Origin of the sequence: Erwinia persicina, assembly GCF_019844095.1 — a bacterium.
Lineage (GTDB): Bacteria > Pseudomonadota > Gammaproteobacteria > Enterobacterales > Enterobacteriaceae > Erwinia > Erwinia persicina.
The window spans coordinates 741787-760352 of the sequence record NZ_CP082141.1 but is presented as its reverse complement, the minus strand read 5'-3'; the positions used below and the strand labels follow the sequence as shown (position 1 = coordinate 760352).

Genomic DNA, 18566 nt, shown 5'->3' with positions numbered 1-18566 from the left:
GGCCCGAAACGCTCATAACGTCCTGATCAACCTGGCCGGGTTGCCGGCATAGATCCCCTTTACGGTCGCCGGCCTGATCACCACGCTCCCGGCGCCGATCACCGCCCCGCTGCACACCGTTTCCGTCAGGATGGTAGCGCCACTGCCCACGGTCACACCGTCGCCCAGCGTGATAGTGATCCAGTTCTGCGCATCGGCATCGGGCTTCCCGCTGTGGAACAGATCGTTGGCAAAGGTGACGTTATGTCCGATAAAACAGTGCTCGCCCAGCGTCACGTTTTCACAAAGAAACGTATGCGACTGGATACGACTGCCACGACCGATGACGCATCCTTTCTGGATTTCGACAAACGGGCCGATAAAAACATCGTCGTGCAACTCACACTCATACAGGTTAGCTGGCGTCATCACCCGAACATTTTGACCCGATGTCACATCACGAATTTCACTGTTAATAATTTTCATCCTCACCCTCTATTTATACAGCGCCAGATTTCCCGTCAGTTGAGTAATTTTCTTTTTCGGGCCGAGCAGGCCAATCGCCACCAGCGCAATCTGTGGGCTGGGGACGGCAGAAATTCGTTCGCTATATTCCTCATAAGTCCGGCAGGACTGTGCCAGGGCGCTGAACGGCATGGCGACGATCTCATCGTCCTGCCCGGCTATCGCCAGCAGTTGCTGAACATAGCTGCTCTCCGCCCGCAGAACCGGCAACGGGGCATAAATCACCCCGGGATAACTGACCGCATCAAGGCTGTGCAGATCCGGTCCGACAAGGTTTTCAACCGTGCGGCCAAAGCTGATACCGATCACACTGGCGGCATTCATGGCCAGCCCGGGGCTGAGCTGGCTGTCGATAATAATCGTACATCGGTGCTGACTGGCGTCAAATCTCATCAAAAATTCCTCAGGGAAGTCAACGAATACAGCCCTTATTATCGCCCGGCCTGGCAGGAAAATATTGTCTGAATCCGTTGTTAAACCGCAAAAAAAGGGCAGAATAAACCTTAATAAATCACTAAATGGAAAGGATCTGACATGACGACCTTAAGCGCTGTTGATATGAAAATTCTCGCGCTGCTGCAGGACGATGCGCGAATGACCAACCAGACGCTGGCCGACGACATCGGTATGTCGGCCTCGCCCTGCTGGCGCAGAGTGCGCAAACTGGAAGAAGACGAAGTCATTCAGGGCTACCGCGCGGTGCTCAACCGCAAAAAAATCGGACTGGGGGTGATGGTCTTTGTACGCGTAGCGATCGACAGCCACAGTGAGGCTGAAGCCCGCAAGTTTGAGCAGGAAGTGACAGCGCTGGAAGATGTGGTGGCCTGTTACAGCATCGGCGGCGATGCAGACTTTTTGCTGCAGGTGGTCGCACGCGACCTCGATGCCTATGCCGATTTCGCGATGGCCGTGATCCGGCGTCTGCCGGGAATCAAAGAGATGCAGAGTATGTTTGTACTGAAAGAGATCAAGCCACTGGCCAGCTATCCGGTAAAGCACAGATAGGGGTCAACGGTCAGATTTATACCGTCAACCGCCCGGCCAGACTGTCAGGTTGCCCCCACGAATTCAGATAAACAGAGATTTTCTAACCTCTTTAACTTTGCCAATAATAGACAATGCGGTAATGTTTGCGCTTTACAGGTCCAGTGGTTTCCTGAGGTTGCGACGCGTTCATCCTGGAAGGTCAATGAAAATCGAATACAGCACGGTTGCTGAATTACGTCGTGAATTCAGGCGTAATGTGGTCGTACCGGTGGTGGCGGTAGTGCTTTTTTCCCTGTTTGGATGCGGCCTTACCGCATGGTGGGTGACAGCACAAAGCAATGCAAAAGCAGAAGAAAAACAGCAGCAGGTGATTCAAAACATTCTTGCCCAGCACCTGGATGATTATGCGCTCCAGCATAAAGGACTCTTGAAAAGACCGGATCTAATCGATCAGATTCAAAAACCCACTGAGTTTGGCCGTTGGCTTTTTAACCTTGCCGGGGACAACGAAATCTATCTGCTGGATAACCAGCAGCGTCCGCTGGTCAGCTGGCAGCAAGGCAAACCGGTTTCCCCCTCCGGTTTTGCCGCCATCGCACTGTCGCTGGATCATGTTCTTCTGCCGTCAGGCAAGACAGAGATGACGCGGGACTTCATCCGTCTGCGCGGCCGGGTGGCGGAAGTGGCGATCGGTGGCCTTCCCGATAACTCCGGCAAAACGCTGGTGTTTATCCGCTACCTCCATCATAGCTTTATCGACTTCCTTGAGCATCGCGGCGTCGTCAGTCATTTTCGTTTTACCCCCAATGACCCCGATCGGAATAACAGCGCAGGATTCCTTCTCACGTCAGCAGCAGGGATCCCGGTCAGCAGCGTCTCGTGGATCCCCATGCGCCCCGGCAGCCAGATGCTGATGGTGACAGGCCCGCTGATTGCGATGGCCATTCTCAGTATTTCACTGATGTGCATTATTATGACGCGCCGTCTGTGGCACGCCTCACTCAAGCTTTCCAGCTCAATGCACCGCCTGGCCGCCAGTGAAGCTCACGCCCGCCATCTGGCGCGCCATGATGTGTTAACCGGTCTGCCTAACCGCGCCTGGATTGAAGAACAACTCAGTGAAAGGCTGTCCTCGCGACCGGGGAAAAACCACACGCTGGCGCTGCTGCTGCTCGACCTCGATCGCTTTAAAATGATCAACGACACCTACGGCCACCCTACGGGAGACGACCTGATTGTCGAGGTCGGCCAGCGGCTGTCGGCGCTGCTACCCGTCAGGAATGCCGTCGGACGCCTGGGCGGGGATGAGTTTGTGGTCATGGTCAGCGAGATTGAAAATGAACAGCAGGTCGCCGATTTATGTCAGCAGATTATTGCCCGTCTGGCCGAACCGATGACGCTGCGTGGCCATACGCTCTGGGTGGATGTCAGCATCGGCGTGGCGCTGTCGCCGCGCCACAGCAGGGATCGGCTGGAGCTGATGCGCAAAGCGGATATTTCACTGTATGCGGCCAAAGCCGAAGGGCGCGGCCGCTACTGTCTGTTTGCTCCGGCCATGGATGAGGCCCTGCAAAAGCGCCAGCGGCTGGCGCAGGAGCTACGTCTGGCGCTGGCAAATAGCGGCGATCTGATGCAGTGGTATCAACCCATTATGGATATCAGCGGCACAAAACTGATTGCTGTTGAGGCCCTGCTCCGCTGGCATCATCCCCAGCTCGGCGCGATTTCTCCGGCAGAATTTGTGCCGGTTGCCGAAGAAACCGGACTGATTATACCGCTGGGGGAGTGGGTGCTGGAGCAGGCGTGTCTGCTGGCCATCACCTGCCCCCGGCTTATCGTTGCGGTGAATGTGTCTCCCCTGCAGTTTCTCGCCCCGGGTTTTGTTGACCACCTGATGGCGATCATGGCGCGCCATGCCATTAATCCGCGGCAGATCGAACTGGAGATCACCGAAGGCGTGCTGCTGGAAAATGAGCAGGAGGCGTTGAAAACGATTAAAACGCTGCGTGCAGCAGGATTCTGCATTGCACTGGATGATTTTGGCACCGGCTACTCCAGCCTGAGCTATCTGGTGCAGTTTCCGGTAGACACTATTAAAATTGACCGCGCCTTCACACAGTCGCTGGGCGTCAGGGAAAATTCTGCCACCATCGTGGAGTCGGTGATTAATCTGGGTCACAGCCTGGGCATTACCGTCACCGCCGAAGGCGTGGAAACCGAGGAACAGAGGCTGATGCTGGCCTCAGCGGGCTGCGACAGGTTACAGGGATTTCTGCTTAGTAAACCGCAGCCGGCTGACCAGCTCCATGCCCTGCTCAAAAGGATGTCCCCTGAATGCGCAAACGCATGAGGGTGTTTTCGGTCGCTACAGGAGAATTTCTCCGTATAATGCGCCCCTGTTGATAGCCCACCCCGGGTGAATTTGAGTTGTGGTCATGAAAAAGCTGTTCCCGCTGTTGATGCTGGCTGTTGCCGCCCTGGCCCTGTGGTGGTTTATGTTCCGCAGTCCGGCGCCCGATCCTCATTATGATGCCGCAGCCTGCGCGGCGGTCGTCGCCCTCGGTGCGCCCACCAGCGATCGGGATTTCGTCAATAAAATCCGTACCGTCATCATTAACGAAAATAGCGCTTACTCGATCAAGCAGATCAGCTATGACGACCGGTCTGGCCGGGCGTCGATTGAGAAATATCAGGCACTGAGTGCCGATCAACAGGCCACGGCGGCCAGAGACATCGACAGCTGTATTCAGGTGATGGCTGCCGCCGGGCGCTGAGGGCTATCAGGTGAAGCGGAACACCGCGATCGCCTGCTGTACCGCTTCTGCCTGGCGCTGCTGCTGCTGTGCCACTTCCAGTGTTTCGGCAACGTGCTGCTGGTTATGCTGCACGCTGAGATCGATGCTCTCCACACTCTCCTTCATCTGCGTAATACGACTGAGCTGCTGGTCATTCATCCCGGCCAGCTCGCGTACCAGATCGTTGAGACCGTTAATGGTATGAATAATTTCCTGCATGGTTTCGCCCGCCGCCGCGACCTGTTCGGTTCCGCTCCGGGTACGTTCAACAGAGGTGGAGATAAGGTGCCGGATATCCTTCGCCGCATTTTCGCATCGTCCGGCCAGGATACGCACTTCTGACGCCACCACGGCAAAGCCCTTTCCGTGCTGACCGGCATTCGCGGCTTCGACCGAGGCGTTCAGCGACAGAATATTGGTCTGGAATGCAATGCTGTCAATCAGTTCAAGAATGACATTGATACGCTGCGACTCCTGCTCTATCTGCGCCATCGAACTGACCGCAGAGGCAATATTGTCCCCACCGCGCAGGGCTACCCGGTTTGCCCCCTGCACCAGCTGCTGTGCCGCATGGGTCTTTTCGCTGGTGATTGCCGCCGCGGTGCTCATCTGCTCCATGGCACCAGTGGCCACGGCCAGTGCGCGGGCCTGCTCGTCGGTTCGCTGCGAGAGCGCAGCGTTACGCTGCAGAATGCTGACCGACTCCTCGCGTAGCGTGCTGATCCCTTCACTCACCTGGTTCAGGGTGCTGCGCATGGTACCCAGCGTGCTGCTGAAGGTGCGGGCAAACGCGGTTTCGCTGCGGTTATCTTCCTGCGCCAGGGTCAGACGACCTGGCTCACGATTGATCCATGCGGCCAGTTTTGCCACCTCACAGGCCGCACGGGCATCCGCCGCCATGCGGTGGGCGATGAAGATCAGGATCGCTGTCTGCGCTACAACAAAAATGGCGTGAAACACCACCATATGAAAGCCGGGATGCGTAAAGCAGACGATGCCGTAAAGGTCATTTTCCTGTAAGTAGTTAAACAGGGTGTGGTGAACGGCAGCAGTAGCCGCCCCCATCAGCAGTGGACGATAATCGCGATAGGCCAGTAAGGCAGAAAGAAGAACAAAGATAAAGAAGTGGTACTCAACCTCGCCTTTCCCCAGCTGAATTAACAGGGCAGAGAAAGCGAGCAGGGTAAAGGCAAACCACAGCCGGGTAAAGAGACGCCCAGGCCCGGCAAAACGGATCAGGGTGGCAATGATGGCCAGCGCCCCACCAACGGTCAATGCCAGCAGGAATGACCCCATCAGCCATCCCACTATGCAGGCGATGCCCCACATTCCCCATGACAGGAAAAGCATCAGAAAGTCAGCCTGCCGCCAGATTTTCTCCAGAGAAAGAATCTCATTCTTCCCGGCAGTGGCCGGCGTTAACGATGCGTCGATCATACTGGTCTCCCTGTCAATATAGAGTAAGCATCCTTAAAACAGTATTAACGGCAGAAACCATTACAAACTTTACTGGTTTTTAACATGTCGGAGTCGGCAGGAACGGCAGGAGGGGATCGGACGGGAAAGCGGGCTGTAAAAAAAGCCGCTCAGTGAGCGGCTTTTTTGTTAAAACAGATACTTTGAAAAGATTTACTGAAGTGACAACCTTCATCAGTATCAGACTTCTTTATTTATCGCTTTTTCATCCGCCGCTGTTTTGGTCGCTGAAAAAGAGGCGTGCTGTGTAATTTTCCCTGGTGAGGCTAAAGATTGCCTTGCCAAATTGGAAGGACGACAGGATATTAGTTGTGTCTGCAAAGAAGTGCCGTCCGTGATGCATACCATAAGCGTTTTTTCGCGCCGTAGTAAGGGGGGAAAACACTCTTGTCACCGACGAATTAAAATGATAATTACGCATTGGTAATGTACAAGTAATCTTATTAATAATTATTCAAATAATGAGAGCATGAGGCCAATGAAAATTACCGTTACCGATCGTCCATCTGCCGCCGATGAGGCATTCGTCATCGACAGCCTGTGGCAGCACAATGCGAAAACGACACCCGTGGATATCCACCCGCTTTTCCTGACCCAGCGTGATGAAAATCAGCAGATTACGGCAGGCCTGGTAGCAAGAACCTGGTGGGGTGGGCTGGAAGTCCAGTATCTGTGGGTCAGCGACGCCTGCCGGGGTCAGGGTGTGGGCCGCGATCTGATGCTGGCGGCAGAAGAAGAAGCCAGACAGCGTGGCTGTCATATGGCCTACGTGGACACCTTCGATTTCCAGGCAAAAGGGTTTTACGAGAAATTAGGCTATTCGGACTATGGTGAGCTTGGCGATTATGCACACCTGCATACCCGTCACTACCTGGCGAAAAAGATTTAACAGAGACAGTCCTCAGGGGGAAAAATGGAATTGCCGGACGATAAAGCACGGTCAGACTTCAGTGCACTGATTGCCATGATGGAACACTTATCCGAACCCTGGGGCATTAAAGATCCTGAATCCCGCCATCTTTATATGAATAAAGCGGCGTATCTTTACACCAATACGCCGCAGAAATTCAATATTGAAGGCCAGCTGGACAGCGACTTTCCCGCCTCCTGGGCCGAGTGTGAAGAGGCGCTGATCGAGCACGATCGCCGGACACTGGCCTCCAACGGACGCGTAGCGGTGATTGAAACCCATTACTGGTTCGGCCAGAAAAGCTTAACGCCCTACGTGAGCGAGAAGATCCCCCTGCATGATGCAGCCGGTGAATTCATTGGCATCGCCTGGAATGCGAAACTGCTGGATACCATGTCCCCCCTGAAGTACATCACACAGCAAAAACCCGGGGTACTGACCACCGAAGTCAGCAATAACCTGTTTACCCGTTCCGAACTGGATACGCTGTTTCTGATGCTGCAACGCTTATCAACGAAGGAGATTGCCCGGATTTATAACCTCAGCCACCGCACGGTAGAAAACCGCATCTATAACATCTATCAGAAGGCCGGGGTGCACACACTGAGCCAGTTTGAAGAATATTGTCGCCAGGCTGGGTTAGATAATTTTATACCGGATCGTCTGATCGAAAAGGGCATCCAGTTTATTTAATTTTTTGCGAAGGAAACTCAACTTGATTCGTATTGAAGATTACCCACTCAGTCGCGTGCCTGAGAATAAACGCGTCTCTTTTTTAAGCGTTGCCGTTGTCCACATGGGCATGCTGACCGCACTTGACCAGTTTATGCTGGGCGCGGTGCTGGGCGACTCCATGAGTCTCGCCTCGGCCTTTCTGGCCATCCTGGCCGGGAGTGTGATTTTTGGTATTGTCACCTTCGGTCTGGGCTACGCCGGGATGAAAGAAGGGATCTCAGGCAGTCTGCTGGCCCGCTGGTGTGGCTTCGGTCGGATTGGTTCCGTCCTGATTGGGCTGGTGGTAGCCGTCAGCCTGCTGGGCTGGTTTGGCATTCAGAATGCCATCTTTGCCAAATCGCTGAATTTCGCCCTCGGTGGCGTACTGGGCTTCCCGCTGGCCGCTACGCTTTCCGGTCTGCTGCTGACCGTGCTGGTGACCTTCGGTTTCAAAGCGCTGCGCGTCACGGCGCGTATCGCGGTACCACTGTTTATCTGCCTGGTCGGTTTTATATCTTTCCAGACGTTGTCCGGGCATACCCTGCAACAGATTATTGATCTGCCACCGACGGGCAGCCCGCTGACCATCAGTGCAGCAATCACCATGGTGGTGGGCGGCGCGATTGTGGCCAGCCTGATGACGCCGGATCTGACGCGCTATTCCCGATCGTCTAAGCATGTCGCTGGCGTGACGCTGCTGACCATTATTGCCGGTGAGTTTATCGTTAACGGCCTGGCGATCATGATTGCACGTACGCTGCAAACCGCCGATGTGGTGACCATCATGTCACAGGTGGCGGGCGGCGTCGGACTGCTGGTAGTGATCCTCTCCACGCTGCGCGTGAACGATCTTAACCTCTACTCCTCTTCCCTGGGGGTGATTAACGCCGTGGAAGGTATCAGTGGCAGGAAGCTGCAATATCGTCACACCACGCTGGCCATTGGTGTGTTAGGTACGCTGCTTTCAGTACTGGGCATCCTTGACCGCTTCGTCGATTTCCTCACCGTACTGGGCGTGGTATTCCCGCCGATCCTCGGCATTATGCTGGTTGATTACCTGCTGCTGCGTTCCCATCGTGCCGTGCTGGACAGAAGCCGGGCTGAGGGAAAATTACCGAATGAAAGCGAAACGCCGGTGATTGGCTGGACGGCGATTATCGCCACGCTGATTGGCAGTGTGATTGGCCTGGTGACCGAATGGGGGGTGCCAACAATCAATTCGCTGCTGGTTTCGTGCGTCATTTATTATGTGCTGTGCCTGGCACTGCGCAAGCGGGCAGTCACTCCGGCCGTGTAAACAGGTGAGCCGGGCAGCAGCGCTATGCGCTGCCCGGATAGCCGCTTAGTTCAGGCGTTTCGGCAGGAGATCAACAGGCTGACTGCGATTTTTCATCGCATGGTTCAGCAGCACGTAGCTGCAGCTGGCGATGAGGCCTGCCAGACCAAACAGCAGAACAATCAGCGACCGTTTTGGCGCATCACGCTGGATAGGCTCATAGGGCGCACGCATGTATTTGAACGGCTCAACGTGCAGCTCATTAATTTTCACCGCGTTCAGTTTTTCAATATACAGCCGGCGGTTCTGTAAGTCGGCACTCAGCCGGGCAGGATCGGAGATCGCCTGCTCAATCTGAAGTTTGCGCGCCAGGCCATCCGCGCCCAGTGTCACTGAAAAGTCCGGGTCATCCTGAATGGTACGGCCATTGCTCCACGACGGCTGCTTCAGCCCGGCGGAGTTAGCAATCTGCAGCGCGTATTGCAAACGTTCCAGTTTGATTCGGTGGGCGTTTTCGGCACGGCTGACATCCAGATTATATTGTCCGATGGCTTTGCCTTTCAGCATATCAATCTGGTAGTTGATGCGCTGATGTAACTCACTCTGCACCACATCCGAAACATAATTAATGTACCCCTCCAGCAGATCGCGGGCGGCAACGGGGTTTTCGGCAGTGTATTTAATTTCGTAGTAGCGATACTCTTTTTTCGCGGCATCTTTATCTTGCACGGAGCTGTGCGAATCGATATTTCCCTGCAAAATGGCATTCACCAGCCGGTTACGGGTATCCGGTGTATCTGCTTTGTCTTTTGCCAGCTCTTTAAAATAAGTGGTATTAACCAGATATTTCTCGCGCAGGCTGCGCGAATCAAAGTTACGCATAAAATCAGACAGCAGCGAGTCAGGGGTGATATCCGTTTTAATATCCAGTACGTTCAGTTCGGTCAGGATTTTTTCCATACTACGCAACTGTGGTGCCTCTGCGGGCACCAGCACGGCGGAACTGGTCCAGCGCTGCGGAATCAGATAACTCATGCCCGCCCCGGCCAGCACGGCCAGTCCGGTAATCGCAATCACAAAGAACTTACGGTTAAGCAGAATACTCAGTAACCCCAGCAGATCGAGTTCATCGTCCTGATGCACATAAGGCTTCAGTGCCTGATTACCAGGGCGTGCAGATGAAATATCATCCATTTTGATGTCACTCATGATTCCATTCCTTTAAGGCGACCGGGTACAGGAAAACCGATAGCATAAATGCATCGTATTTCCATACAACGTTCAGTGAATTAACAGAGATTTTTGCCCGCGTATTATCATGTCATTTTCACGTCAAATCAATACAAATGCGGGGATGAAATACCTGTCCGGGGAAATATTATTTAACCCAATAATAACCCTGTGTTATTAAGGTTCAGTCAGAACCTCTGTATGACGGGGATATTTTTCAGACAGGCAAACAGCCTGTTCAACCCCATCCAGTCCCGGCCCGGAGGAGGTCAGGTGCGTCCCAGATAGGGGCCGGCCACCACGGAATCACGTACGATCAGCTGACCGTTAAACGCCGGCAAGGGCTCTGCAGGCTTGCCATCCAGCATCATTACCAGTTTCTCCAGCGTATGCATAATCATCTCCCCGACCGGCACATGGACGGTAGTCAGCGGCGGAACAAAAAACGCGGCCATGGGAATATCATCGAAACTGAGCAGGGAAACATCCTGCGGAATACGCTTACCGGCGGCAGACAGCGCCTTAGCCGCACCAATCGCCATGTCATCGTTGCTGGCCACCAGCGCGGTAAATTCAGCGCCCTGCTCCAGCAGCGCCAGCCCCGCCTCATAGCCACTCTGTAATGACCAGCTTCCCTGCGCCAGACGCTGGGCATTAAAGGCAATATGATGCGCCCGCAGGGCCTGCGTATAGCCGTTCAGGCGGCTGTTACCGGTCGGTGAATCGGGTGAGCCGGAAATAAAGGCGATATCACGATGGCCCCGGGAAACCAGATAATTGACGGCATCAAACGTGTTCTGCTCATGCGCCGCGATCACACAGTGTTCGGGGTGTTTTTCCAGCTGACGATTGACGACGATAATGGGTTTATGGGTTTTTTCAATAATCTCGTCAAGTTCGATGGTATTGAGAAAACGCGGATAAATAATAATCGCATCACAGCGCAGATCGAGTAAAAACTCAATAGCCTGACGCTCCTGACGGGCGTCATGTTTGCCGTCTGCCAGCAGCAGCTGTCTGCCATGCTGTTCCGTTAACGTTGCCGCCTGGAATAACAGCTCGCTAAAATAGGGGCCGTTATACAGCGTATTCGTCACCACCAGCCCAATATTTTGCGATTTGCTGGTCGCCAGGTTACGCGCGAGTAAATTCGGCCGATAACCGGTCTCTTCAATGGCTTTAAAAACTCTTTCCTGCGTGCTCTTGCTGACGTAACTGTTTCCCGCCAGCACCCGGGATACGGTCGCTTTTGATACGCCCGCCTTTTTTGCAACGTCCAGCATGGTAATCATTGTGGCATCCTGAAAGCGAAACTCTTGTGGTCATAATAGCCTGTTTTATCGTACTCCCATACCTTTGCGATCCTGCTCACAGAACAAATTAATGAATATGAAACCGGTTGCAGAAACGGGTTCCTTTCGGCTATTTATTAAGGAAACCCAGACCGGAGAACAACCATGAATAAAATCTTACTCTGTTGTGCTGCAGGTATGTCTACCAGTATGGTCGTCCAGCGGATGGAAAAATCCGCTAAAGAAAAAGGGATTGCTGTAGAGATTAATGCCGTCGGTCTGGATGAGTTTAATGAGCGAATAGCCGACTACGATTGCTGTCTGCTGGGCCCACAAATTAAATATAAGCTGGTGGATTTTAAGCCGCTGGCTGATGAGCTGAATAAGCCTATTGCGGTCATCAATACCATGGATTACGGCATGATGAACGGTGAAAAGATCCTCACGGAAGCGCTGGCGATGATCCAGAACGGCGGGCCCCAGCAATGAGTCGCTTCAGCGAGTCTCTGTTCGGCGTGATAGAGAACCGGATCAGCCCCATTGCGGCAAGGCTGTCCAGCCAGCGCCACGTGGTGGCAATCAAAGACGGGTTTATCTCCTCGATGCCGTTCCTGATTGTGGGTTCGTTTATGCTGCTGTTCGCCCATCCGCCGTTTGGTGCCGACAGCCAGTGGGCCTTTGCCCGCTGGTGGCTGGGGATGGTCGAGCGTCATTCCGCGCAGATCATGATGCCGTACAACATGACCATGGGCATCATGGCGGTGTATATCGCCGCCGCCATCGCCTATAACCTGGCAATCAGCTATAAGATGAATGGCTTTATGGCTGCCTGTCTGTCGCTGATGTCATTCCTGTTAGTGGCGTCCCCCCAGAGCAACGGTGCCCTGCCGGTGGGATCGCTGGGCGGAGAAGGCATCTTTACGGCGATTATCGTCAGCCTCTATTCCACCGAACTGATGCACTTCCTGCAGAAACACCATATTGGCTTTAAGCTGCCGGAGCAGGTTCCCCCCAAAATCCGCCAGTCGTTTGACCTGCTGATCCCGATTCTGGCGATTTTCCTGACGCTGTTCCCACTCAGCCTGCTGGTGCAGGATCAGTTCGGCATGCTGTTACCGCAGGCGATTATGGCGCTCTTCAAGCCAATCATCTCGGCGTCTGACTCACTGCCTGCGGTGCTGATTGCCGTGCTGCTCTGCCACCTGCTGTGGTTTGCCGGTATCCACGGCGCGGTGATCGTTGGCGGCATATTGCAGGCCTTCTGGCTGACCAATCTCGGGATTAACCAGCAGGCGCTGAATGCCGGTGAGCCGATTACGCAGATCTTTATCGAACCCTTCTGGCAGTTCTTTATTGTCGTTGGTGGGTCTGGTTCCACCATGGGGCTGGTGTTCCTGTATCTGCGCAGCCGTTCAGCACATCTTCGTTCTATCGGTAAGCTGGGCCTGGTTCCCAGCATGTTTAACATTAACGAGCCGATTATCTTTGGTTCCCCGGTAGTGATGAACCCGCTGCTGTTTATTCCCTTTATCACCGCCCCGCTGGTCAATGCGATCATTGCCTGGGTGGCGACGCGTACCGATCTGGTGAACCACGTGGTGTCGCTGGCCCCGTGGACGACCCCCGGCCCGATTGGTGCCGCCTGGTCCACCGGCTGGGACTTCCGTGCGGTGATTCTGGTCGGCGTGCTGATTGTGGTCTCGACGCTGATTTACTATCCCTTCTTCAAAATGTACGAACGCGAGCTGTTAAAACAGGAAAAACCCACTCCGGCAGAAGCCGAACTGAACGCCGTGGAGAACCGATAATGGATATGGAAACAACGGTGATGGAGCTGATCATTCATGCCGGTGAAGCCCGCTCATGCTCCATGCAGGCGCTGCGCGCTGCACGCAGTTATGACTGGCAGGAAGCGGATGCCCAGCTGGCTGCCGCAGGGGCCGCCGCAAAGGCGGCGCATAAAATCCAGACGGCACTGATCGGTGCTGACGAGGGGGTGGGTAAGGTGCCGGTCAACCTGATTCTGGTGCATGCGCAGGACCATCTGATGAACGCCATGCTGTGCCGCGAACTGGCCGAAGAGATCATCCTTCTGCATCGCGAAGTCCAGGCACTGAAACAAAAGGGCTGACCCTTTATTCCGCCAGCCCGTGACAGACAATTTCGTCCCCCGGGAGTCAGGCACGCCTGCCCCGTCCAAAACGCAAGGAGAACAGGATGCAATATCGTGAGCTTACGCCCTTCCCTGACGGATTTTTATGGGGAGCGTCGACCTCGGCCTATCAGGTTGAAGGCGCTTCAGACCAGGACGGTAAAGGGCCGTCGGTCATTGATAAAGCCCGTTTTGATCCGCGCCTGACTGATTTTACCGTCACCAGCGATCACTACCATCGCTTCGCTGAGGATGTGGCACTGTTCGCTGAACTGGGCCTGAAAACCTACCGCCTGTCGATCTCCTGGAGCCGGCTGTTTCCGCAGGGAACCGGGGAAATTAATGCTAAAGGCGTTGAGTTCTATCAGCAGCTGATCACCGCCCTGACCGATAAGGGGATTGAGCCGCTGGTTACGCTGTATCACTTTGACCTGCCGTGGGCGCTTCAGGTGAAAGGCGGCTGGTCAGATCCGGCCACGATTACCGCCTTTGAACATTTTGCCCGTACCTGCTTCGCGCTGTTTGGCGACCGGGTGAAATACTGGCTGACCATCAATGAGCAGAACATGATGATCCTTAAAGGGGACGTCATCGGTACGCTACCGGAGGGAACGCCTGATCCGCATAAGACCCTGTATCAACAGAATCACCATATGATGCTGGCCCAGGCGCGGGCGATGATCGCCTGCCACGAGATGCTGCCGGCGGCAAAAATCGGCCCGGCCCCGAATATTTCCTGCGTTTATCCGGCCAGTGCCAAACCGGAAGACATGCTGGCAGCCAATAACTTTACCTCGATTCGCAACTGGCTGTACCTCGACCTCGCCTGCTATGGCCGTTACAACACCATCGCCTGGCGCTTTATGCAGGAAAAAGGCTGGCTGCCCACCATCACTGAGGGCGATATGACGCTGCTGAAACAGGCGAAGCCGGACTTTATTGCCTTTAACTACTATGCCTCTGCCACCGTCGCCGCCGAACTGGGCAGCGAAGGGGAAGGAATGCAGAAAGTGGACCAGCAGATGGCGGGCATTGATAAAAGCGTGTACGTCGGCACCAATAACCCGCACCTGAAGAAAAACCAGTTTAACTGGTACGTTGACCCCGTTGGCTTCCGCATTACCGCACGTGAGATCTACGACCGTTACCACCTGCCGCTGATTGTCACCGAAAACGGCCTGGGGGCGTTCGACGAGCTGGCGGCGGGCAATAAGATCTATGATGACTATCGCATTGCTTACCTCAGCGATCATCTGGCGCAACTGCAGTTAGCCATCAGCGATGGCGTGGAGATCTTCGGTTACTGTCCGTGGTCGGCGATCGATCTGGTCAGCACCCATCAGGGGATCAGCAAGCGTTATGGTTTTATCTACGTCAACCGTGACGAACACGATCTGAAAGATCTGGCTCGTTACCGTAAGAAAAGCTTCAGCTGGTATCAGCGGGTGATCAACACCAACGGCGCCAACTTAGATAAAGCGATCGATTATTAATTCTCACCGTGCCCCTGCGGCGCGGTTTTTTTACAGACGTTGTTAATCTCACCAGAAAGGACAGATTATGTCAGAGCAGCAATTACCAAAAGATTTTTTATGGGGCGGCGCGGTCGCAGCACACCAGGTGGAAGGCGGCTGGGATCAGGGCGGTAAGGGTCCCTGTATTGTCGATGTCCTGTCCGGCGGTGCGCACGGCGTTGACCGGGTGATCACCGACGGTATTGATCCGGCGCACCACTACCCTAACCACCTGGCGGTGGATTTTTACCATCGTTATAAAGAAGACATCGCGCTGTTTGCCGAGATGGGCTTTAAGTGTTTCCGTACGTCGATCGCCTGGACACGCATTTTCCCTAAAGGTGACGAACAGGAGCCTAATGAAGAAGGGCTGAAGTTCTATGATGACCTGTTTGACGAACTGCTGAAGCACGGTATCGAGCCGGTCATCACCCTGTCCCACTTCGAGATGCCGGTGCATCTGGTGAAAGAGTACGGTGGCTGGCTGAACCGCAAAGTGGTGGACTTCTTTGTGCGCTACAGCGAAGTGGTGCTGAAACGTTATCAGCACAAAGTGAAATACTGGATGACCTTTAACGAGATCAACAATCAGCGTAACTGGCGCTACCCGCTGTTTGGCTACTGTAACTCCGGGGTGATTTTTAACGAGCATGAACAACCCGAGCAGGCGATGTATCAGGTGCTGCATCACCAGTTTGTGGCCAGTGCGCAGGTGGTGAAACTGGGCCACCAGATTAATCCTGACCTGCAGATCGGCTGTATGCTGGCCATCGTCCCGCTCTACCCGTGGTCATGCCACCCGGACGATGTGATGTTTGCGCAGGAGTCGATGCGTGAGCGCTACCTGTTCGGTGACGTGCATCTGCGCGGCTACTACCCCTCCTACATCCTGAAAGAGTGGGAACGTAAAGGCTATCAGATTGAGATGCAGCCCGGGGATGAGCAGGACCTGCGCGACGGCTGTGCTGACTACCTGGGCTTCAGCTACTACATGAGTAATGCGGTGCAGTTCTCCGCCAAAGACAGCGACGACGGACGCCATATCGAAGGCTTCCCGGGCAGCCGTCCGAACCCGCATGTCAAAGCGTCCGACTGGGGCTGGCAGATTGACCCGGTAGGCCTGCGTTATACGCTGAATGCCTTCTGGGAACGCTATCAGAAGCCGATGTTTATCGTTGAAAACGGCTTTGGTGCCTACGACACCGTTGAAGCCGACGGCCAGATCAATGATGACTACCGCATCGCCTATTTGAAAGCCCATATCGAGCAGATGAAAATTGCGGTACTGGAAGATGGCGTGGACCTGATGGGGTATACCCCGTGGGGCTGCCTGGACTGCGTATCGTTCACCACCGGCCAGTACAACAAACGTTACGGCTTTATCCACGTGGATAAAAACGACGACGGCACCGGCACGATGGCCCGTTCGAAAAAGAAAAGCTTCAACTGGTATAAGCAGGTGATTACCAGCAACGGCGCAGATCTGTAACAGGGTTTAAAACCGGGGCGACCGAAAAAGAAGGTCCCCCCGGTAACGCCCCTGTCTCACCTGCTGACCGCTGCAGATCCATCGCAGTCCGGCCAGCAGCATCCCGTCAGGTTCAGCACGCAGTCAGGCGTACCGATGCGGTTCAGCGGCACCACCGCCAGCATCGCCTTTCAAAACCCGTAGCGGATCGCGTCCTTACTCTGCTGCATCAGTCCGTCGATTTTTTCCGAGTAGCGCTCCACGCCCTGACCGTCACCCGCCTGCGAACAGGCGCGGCGTTTGGCGTTGTAAGCTTTCATCAGTTGTGCCTGGGCAAAACCCGGTTTGCCGTAGCGCGACATACTCTCCTCCCAGCACTGAATGGCGCTGTCGCTGTCCTCCTGTGCCATAAATTGCTTACCCAGCTCATTCAACGCCTCGGCACAGGCTTTAGCCGGTAATGCCTGTTGTAAGATCTTATCAATCGCATCCATAAAGCCTCCTGAATCAGTTAGTGAAAGAAGTTAAGGATATGGCCGAACACCAGCCCGACCCCGATCACATCCGAGTCGCTGAAGGTGACATTCTGGAAACCGTACTGACCAAGCAGCGGCAGAAGGAGGGCGGGCAGCAGCGTAATAAACAACCCGTGGAACACACCGCCTATAATGGCTCCGCGTCGCCCGCCGACTGCGTTAGCAAAGATCCCGGCGGTGCCACCAGCAAAGAAGTTCGTCAGCATCCCCGGCAGGATCATCGCCAGCCCCACCCACGGGAACAGAAACATCCCGATCACCGCTCCGGCCGTGGTGGAAATAAAGCCGATAATCACCGCATTCGGTGCATAGGGAAACAGCACCGGGCAGTCGAGTGCCGGAACCGCATCCGGAACAATGCGCAGCGCAATACCGCGAAACGCCGGAACAATTTCAGCCAGCAGCAGGCGCACCCCTGCCAGCAGCACATACACCCCTACTACAAACTGGATCGCCTGCAGGAAGCTATAGACCAGATAATTGACGCCGTTAGATGACGCCGCCACCACTTCCGGGCCAGCGGCAATCGCCGGGATCAGATAGATCGGGATCATCACCACCATCATCGAAAGATAGGTATCCTGCAGGAATGACAGCGCCTGCGGCAGCTCCACATCTTCGGTACTTTTGCTGACATCTCCGGTGACTTTCGCCACCCCGGCCTGCACCATATAACCGATGGTGCAGAAGTGGCCAAGGGCAATATCATCCCCACCGGTGATCTTACGCACGATCGGCTGGGCAATTGCCGGCATCAGCACCGCCATCACGCCAGCGATCCCCCCGCCGAGCAGGATCAGTTCCACGCCGCGCAGCCCGCCCATATAACCGATCACCGAGCACACCGTCGCCATCCACAGGGAGGCCTGCCCGGTCAGAAAGATGTACTTATAGCGCGTCAGCCGGGCGATAAGGATGTTAACCACAAAGGCGACCACCATAATCAATGCCGTTTCGCGCCCCAGCGTCTGCTGCGCGATACCGGCAATAGAGCCAACATCGGTGACAACACCCCGCATATTAAAGCCTTTCTGGAAGATATCGCCCAGGAAGGTCAGGGTGGCAACAATAATACTGGCACCGGAGAGCAGGACTAAAAAACCCAGTAACGTTTTTAATGTGCCGGTAATGACCTGACCCGGACTTTTTTTCAGGGCGATCAGACCGATCATGGCTATCAATGAAATAAGAATTGACGCCTGCCCCAGCACATCATGGACAATAAAAGTAAGGAAAGACATAATACTCCCCTGTTTTTGGGCACAGATACCCTTTCTGTTAATACGACATTACATCGCGCTAACAATAAAGGGATATTGGTTTAGATTAAAAAGGAAATTAAATAAGATAGCCTTTCTCTTTCAGGATTGGTTCTAGTTTTAATTTTATTTCATTTTTATCTACCAGGCGCTTAAGGTAAATAATAGTAGAATTGATTGTGTAATGCTGAAACTGTGAACGGAAGTTTTCTCCGGTCATGATAATATCCGCACGGGAGGAGGTTGCACTGGAAATATCACAGTGTGATAATTCAGCATCCACACCCAGATCTTTCAGGGCCGCTTCAATACTCATTTCGCAGGCAAAACTGCTGCCAAGCCCGGCACCGCATACGGCCAGAATAGATAATTTTTTCATCAGGCATACCTTATTAAGTGTCTGTAAGTCCGCGACCACTGACTGCGGGTATGATGACGGGCATCCCTGCCCTG

Annotated in this window: 19 protein-coding genes; 11 read left to right on the top strand and 8 right to left on the bottom strand. The window is 54.3% G+C overall.

What is annotated here, in order from left to right; translation table 11 throughout:
* Nucleotides 1-12: 12 nt before the first annotated feature.
* Both K6L24_RS03505 and K6L24_RS03500 read right to left on the bottom strand, forming a co-directional pair.
* On the bottom strand, nt 13-465 hold the full coding sequence (locus K6L24_RS03505) for an acyltransferase (protein WP_062746006.1): 453 nt from the start codon (nt 463-465) through the stop codon (nt 13-15).
* A 9-nt stretch (nt 466-474) separates the two neighbouring features.
* The gene (locus K6L24_RS03500; protein ID WP_062746004.1) at nt 475-897 is read right to left on the bottom strand and encodes a DUF2000 domain-containing protein; all 423 of its coding nucleotides are present in this window, start codon (nt 895-897) and stop codon (nt 475-477) included.
* Nucleotides 898-1038: 141 nt separating this feature from the next.
* Here K6L24_RS03500 and K6L24_RS03495 point away from each other — a divergent pair, with 141 nt between their 5' ends.
* The 3 genes from K6L24_RS03495 to K6L24_RS03485 all read left to right on the top strand — a co-directional run bounded on the left by K6L24_RS03495 (nt 1039) and on the right by K6L24_RS03485 (nt 4265).
* Nucleotides 1039-1509: an Lrp/AsnC family transcriptional regulator gene (locus tag K6L24_RS03495; protein WP_062746002.1), complete on the top strand. Its 471-nt coding sequence runs from the start codon at nt 1039-1041 to the stop codon at nt 1507-1509.
* Between the two features lie 184 nt (nt 1510-1693).
* Nucleotides 1694-3841, top strand: coding sequence for a putative bifunctional diguanylate cyclase/phosphodiesterase (locus K6L24_RS03490; RefSeq protein WP_191927610.1), 2148 nt, complete (start codon nt 1694-1696; stop codon nt 3839-3841).
* A gap of 85 nt (nt 3842-3926) precedes the next feature.
* Nucleotides 3927-4265: a hypothetical protein gene (locus tag K6L24_RS03485; RefSeq protein ID WP_191927609.1), complete on the top strand. Its 339-nt coding sequence runs from the start codon at nt 3927-3929 to the stop codon at nt 4263-4265.
* Nucleotides 4266-4271: 6 nt separating this feature from the next.
* Here the strand turns inward: K6L24_RS03485 and K6L24_RS03480 are convergent, their stop codons facing one another.
* Nucleotides 4272-5723 carry a methyl-accepting chemotaxis protein gene (locus K6L24_RS03480; RefSeq protein WP_222681951.1) on the bottom strand — a complete coding sequence of 484 codons (1452 nt, stop codon included), beginning with the start codon at nt 5721-5723 and terminating at the stop codon, nt 4272-4274.
* A gap of 517 nt (nt 5724-6240) precedes the next feature.
* Between K6L24_RS03480 and K6L24_RS03475 the strand changes: the two genes are divergently transcribed.
* Genes K6L24_RS03475 through K6L24_RS03465 form a run of 3 tightly spaced genes read left to right on the top strand, consistent with a single transcriptional unit; the run spans nt 6241 to nt 8683 of the window.
* Nucleotides 6241-6651 (top strand): GNAT family N-acetyltransferase, encoded by a 411-nt coding sequence (locus K6L24_RS03475; RefSeq protein WP_118665569.1) that lies wholly within the window; start codon nt 6241-6243, stop codon nt 6649-6651.
* Nucleotides 6652-6675: 24 nt separating this feature from the next.
* Nucleotides 6676-7365 (top strand): helix-turn-helix transcriptional regulator, encoded by a 690-nt coding sequence (locus K6L24_RS03470; RefSeq protein WP_062745992.1) that lies wholly within the window; start codon nt 6676-6678, stop codon nt 7363-7365.
* Nucleotides 7366-7387: 22 nt separating this feature from the next.
* On the top strand, nt 7388-8683 hold the full coding sequence (locus tag K6L24_RS03465; protein WP_062745991.1) for a cytosine permease: 1296 nt from the start codon (nt 7388-7390) through the stop codon (nt 8681-8683).
* A gap of 45 nt (nt 8684-8728) precedes the next feature.
* On the opposite strand, the gene wzz(fepE) is transcribed toward K6L24_RS03465, so the two are convergent.
* Nucleotides 8729-9871: an LPS O-antigen length regulator Wzz(fepE) gene (gene wzz(fepE), locus K6L24_RS03460; RefSeq protein WP_062745990.1), complete on the bottom strand. Its 1143-nt coding sequence runs from the start codon at nt 9869-9871 to the stop codon at nt 8729-8731.
* A 290-nt stretch (nt 9872-10161) separates the two neighbouring features.
* Nucleotides 10162-11184 (bottom strand): LacI family DNA-binding transcriptional regulator, encoded by a 1023-nt coding sequence (locus K6L24_RS03455; RefSeq protein ID WP_062745988.1) that lies wholly within the window; start codon nt 11182-11184, stop codon nt 10162-10164.
* A 165-nt stretch (nt 11185-11349) separates the two neighbouring features.
* Here K6L24_RS03455 and K6L24_RS03450 point away from each other — a divergent pair, with 165 nt between their 5' ends.
* The 5 genes from K6L24_RS03450 to K6L24_RS03430 all read left to right on the top strand — a co-directional run bounded on the left by K6L24_RS03450 (nt 11350) and on the right by K6L24_RS03430 (nt 16339).
* Complete coding sequence (locus tag K6L24_RS03450) at nt 11350-11673, top strand: PTS sugar transporter subunit IIB (RefSeq protein ID WP_062745986.1); 324 nt, start codon at nt 11350-11352, stop codon at nt 11671-11673.
* On the top strand, nt 11670-12992 hold the full coding sequence (locus tag K6L24_RS03445) for a PTS sugar transporter subunit IIC (protein WP_062745984.1): 1323 nt from the start codon (nt 11670-11672) through the stop codon (nt 12990-12992). Before K6L24_RS03450 ends, K6L24_RS03445 begins: the two co-directional genes overlap by 4 nt.
* Nucleotides 12992-13315 (top strand): PTS lactose/cellobiose transporter subunit IIA, encoded by a 324-nt coding sequence (locus tag K6L24_RS03440; RefSeq protein ID WP_062745981.1) that lies wholly within the window; start codon nt 12992-12994, stop codon nt 13313-13315. The genes K6L24_RS03445 and K6L24_RS03440 overlap by 1 nt, the downstream gene beginning before the upstream one ends.
* Nucleotides 13316-13401: 86 nt before the next feature.
* Nucleotides 13402-14829, top strand: a complete 1428-nt coding sequence (locus K6L24_RS03435) for a glycoside hydrolase family 1 protein (protein ID WP_062745977.1) — start codon at nt 13402-13404, stop codon at nt 14827-14829.
* 67 nt (nt 14830-14896) lie between these two features.
* Nucleotides 14897-16339, top strand: a complete 1443-nt coding sequence (locus K6L24_RS03430) for a 6-phospho-beta-glucosidase (protein WP_062745975.1) — start codon at nt 14897-14899, stop codon at nt 16337-16339.
* A gap of 170 nt (nt 16340-16509) precedes the next feature.
* Here K6L24_RS03430 and K6L24_RS03425 read toward each other — a convergent pair whose 3' ends face one another.
* The 3 genes from K6L24_RS03425 to K6L24_RS03415 all read right to left on the bottom strand — a co-directional run bounded on the left by K6L24_RS03425 (nt 16510) and on the right by K6L24_RS03415 (nt 18492).
* On the bottom strand, nt 16510-16812 hold the full coding sequence (locus K6L24_RS03425) for a hypothetical protein (RefSeq protein ID WP_062745971.1): 303 nt from the start codon (nt 16810-16812) through the stop codon (nt 16510-16512).
* A 17-nt stretch (nt 16813-16829) separates the two neighbouring features.
* Nucleotides 16830-18095, bottom strand: a complete 1266-nt coding sequence (locus K6L24_RS03420; RefSeq protein ID WP_062745969.1) for a PTS sugar transporter subunit IIC — start codon at nt 18093-18095, stop codon at nt 16830-16832.
* A gap of 97 nt (nt 18096-18192) precedes the next feature.
* On the bottom strand, nt 18193-18492 hold the full coding sequence (locus K6L24_RS03415; protein ID WP_062745966.1) for a PTS sugar transporter subunit IIB: 300 nt from the start codon (nt 18490-18492) through the stop codon (nt 18193-18195).
* Nucleotides 18493-18566: the final 74 nt, after the last annotated feature.

Coding starts and splice junctions, on each gene's coding strand:
- K6L24_RS03505 (WP_062746006.1), bottom strand. CDS start 465: ATGAAAATTATTAACAGTGAAATTCGTGATGTGACATCGGGTCAAAAT.
- K6L24_RS03500 (WP_062746004.1), bottom strand. CDS start 897: ATGAGATTTGACGCCAGTCAGCACCGATGTACGATTATTATCGACAGC.
- K6L24_RS03495 (WP_062746002.1), top strand. CDS start 1,039: ATGACGACCTTAAGCGCTGTTGATATGAAAATTCTCGCGCTGCTGCAG.
- K6L24_RS03490 (WP_191927610.1), top strand. CDS start 1,694: ATGAAAATCGAATACAGCACGGTTGCTGAATTACGTCGTGAATTCAGG.
- K6L24_RS03485 (WP_191927609.1), top strand. CDS start 3,927: ATGAAAAAGCTGTTCCCGCTGTTGATGCTGGCTGTTGCCGCCCTGGCC.
- K6L24_RS03480 (WP_222681951.1), bottom strand. CDS start 5,723: ATGATCGACGCATCGTTAACGCCGGCCACTGCCGGGAAGAATGAGATT.
- K6L24_RS03475 (WP_118665569.1), top strand. CDS start 6,241: ATGAAAATTACCGTTACCGATCGTCCATCTGCCGCCGATGAGGCATTC.
- K6L24_RS03470 (WP_062745992.1), top strand. CDS start 6,676: ATGGAATTGCCGGACGATAAAGCACGGTCAGACTTCAGTGCACTGATT.
- K6L24_RS03455 (WP_062745988.1), bottom strand. CDS start 11,184: ATGATTACCATGCTGGACGTTGCAAAAAAGGCGGGCGTATCAAAAGCG.
- K6L24_RS03450 (WP_062745986.1), top strand. CDS start 11,350: ATGAATAAAATCTTACTCTGTTGTGCTGCAGGTATGTCTACCAGTATG.
- K6L24_RS03445 (WP_062745984.1), top strand. CDS start 11,670: ATGAGTCGCTTCAGCGAGTCTCTGTTCGGCGTGATAGAGAACCGGATC.
- K6L24_RS03440 (WP_062745981.1), top strand. CDS start 12,992: ATGGATATGGAAACAACGGTGATGGAGCTGATCATTCATGCCGGTGAA.
- K6L24_RS03435 (WP_062745977.1), top strand. CDS start 13,402: ATGCAATATCGTGAGCTTACGCCCTTCCCTGACGGATTTTTATGGGGA.
- K6L24_RS03430 (WP_062745975.1), top strand. CDS start 14,897: ATGTCAGAGCAGCAATTACCAAAAGATTTTTTATGGGGCGGCGCGGTC.
- K6L24_RS03425 (WP_062745971.1), bottom strand. CDS start 16,812: ATGGATGCGATTGATAAGATCTTACAACAGGCATTACCGGCTAAAGCC.
- K6L24_RS03420 (WP_062745969.1), bottom strand. CDS start 18,095: ATGTCTTTCCTTACTTTTATTGTCCATGATGTGCTGGGGCAGGCGTCA.
- K6L24_RS03415 (WP_062745966.1), bottom strand. CDS start 18,492: ATGAAAAAATTATCTATTCTGGCCGTATGCGGTGCCGGGCTTGGCAGC.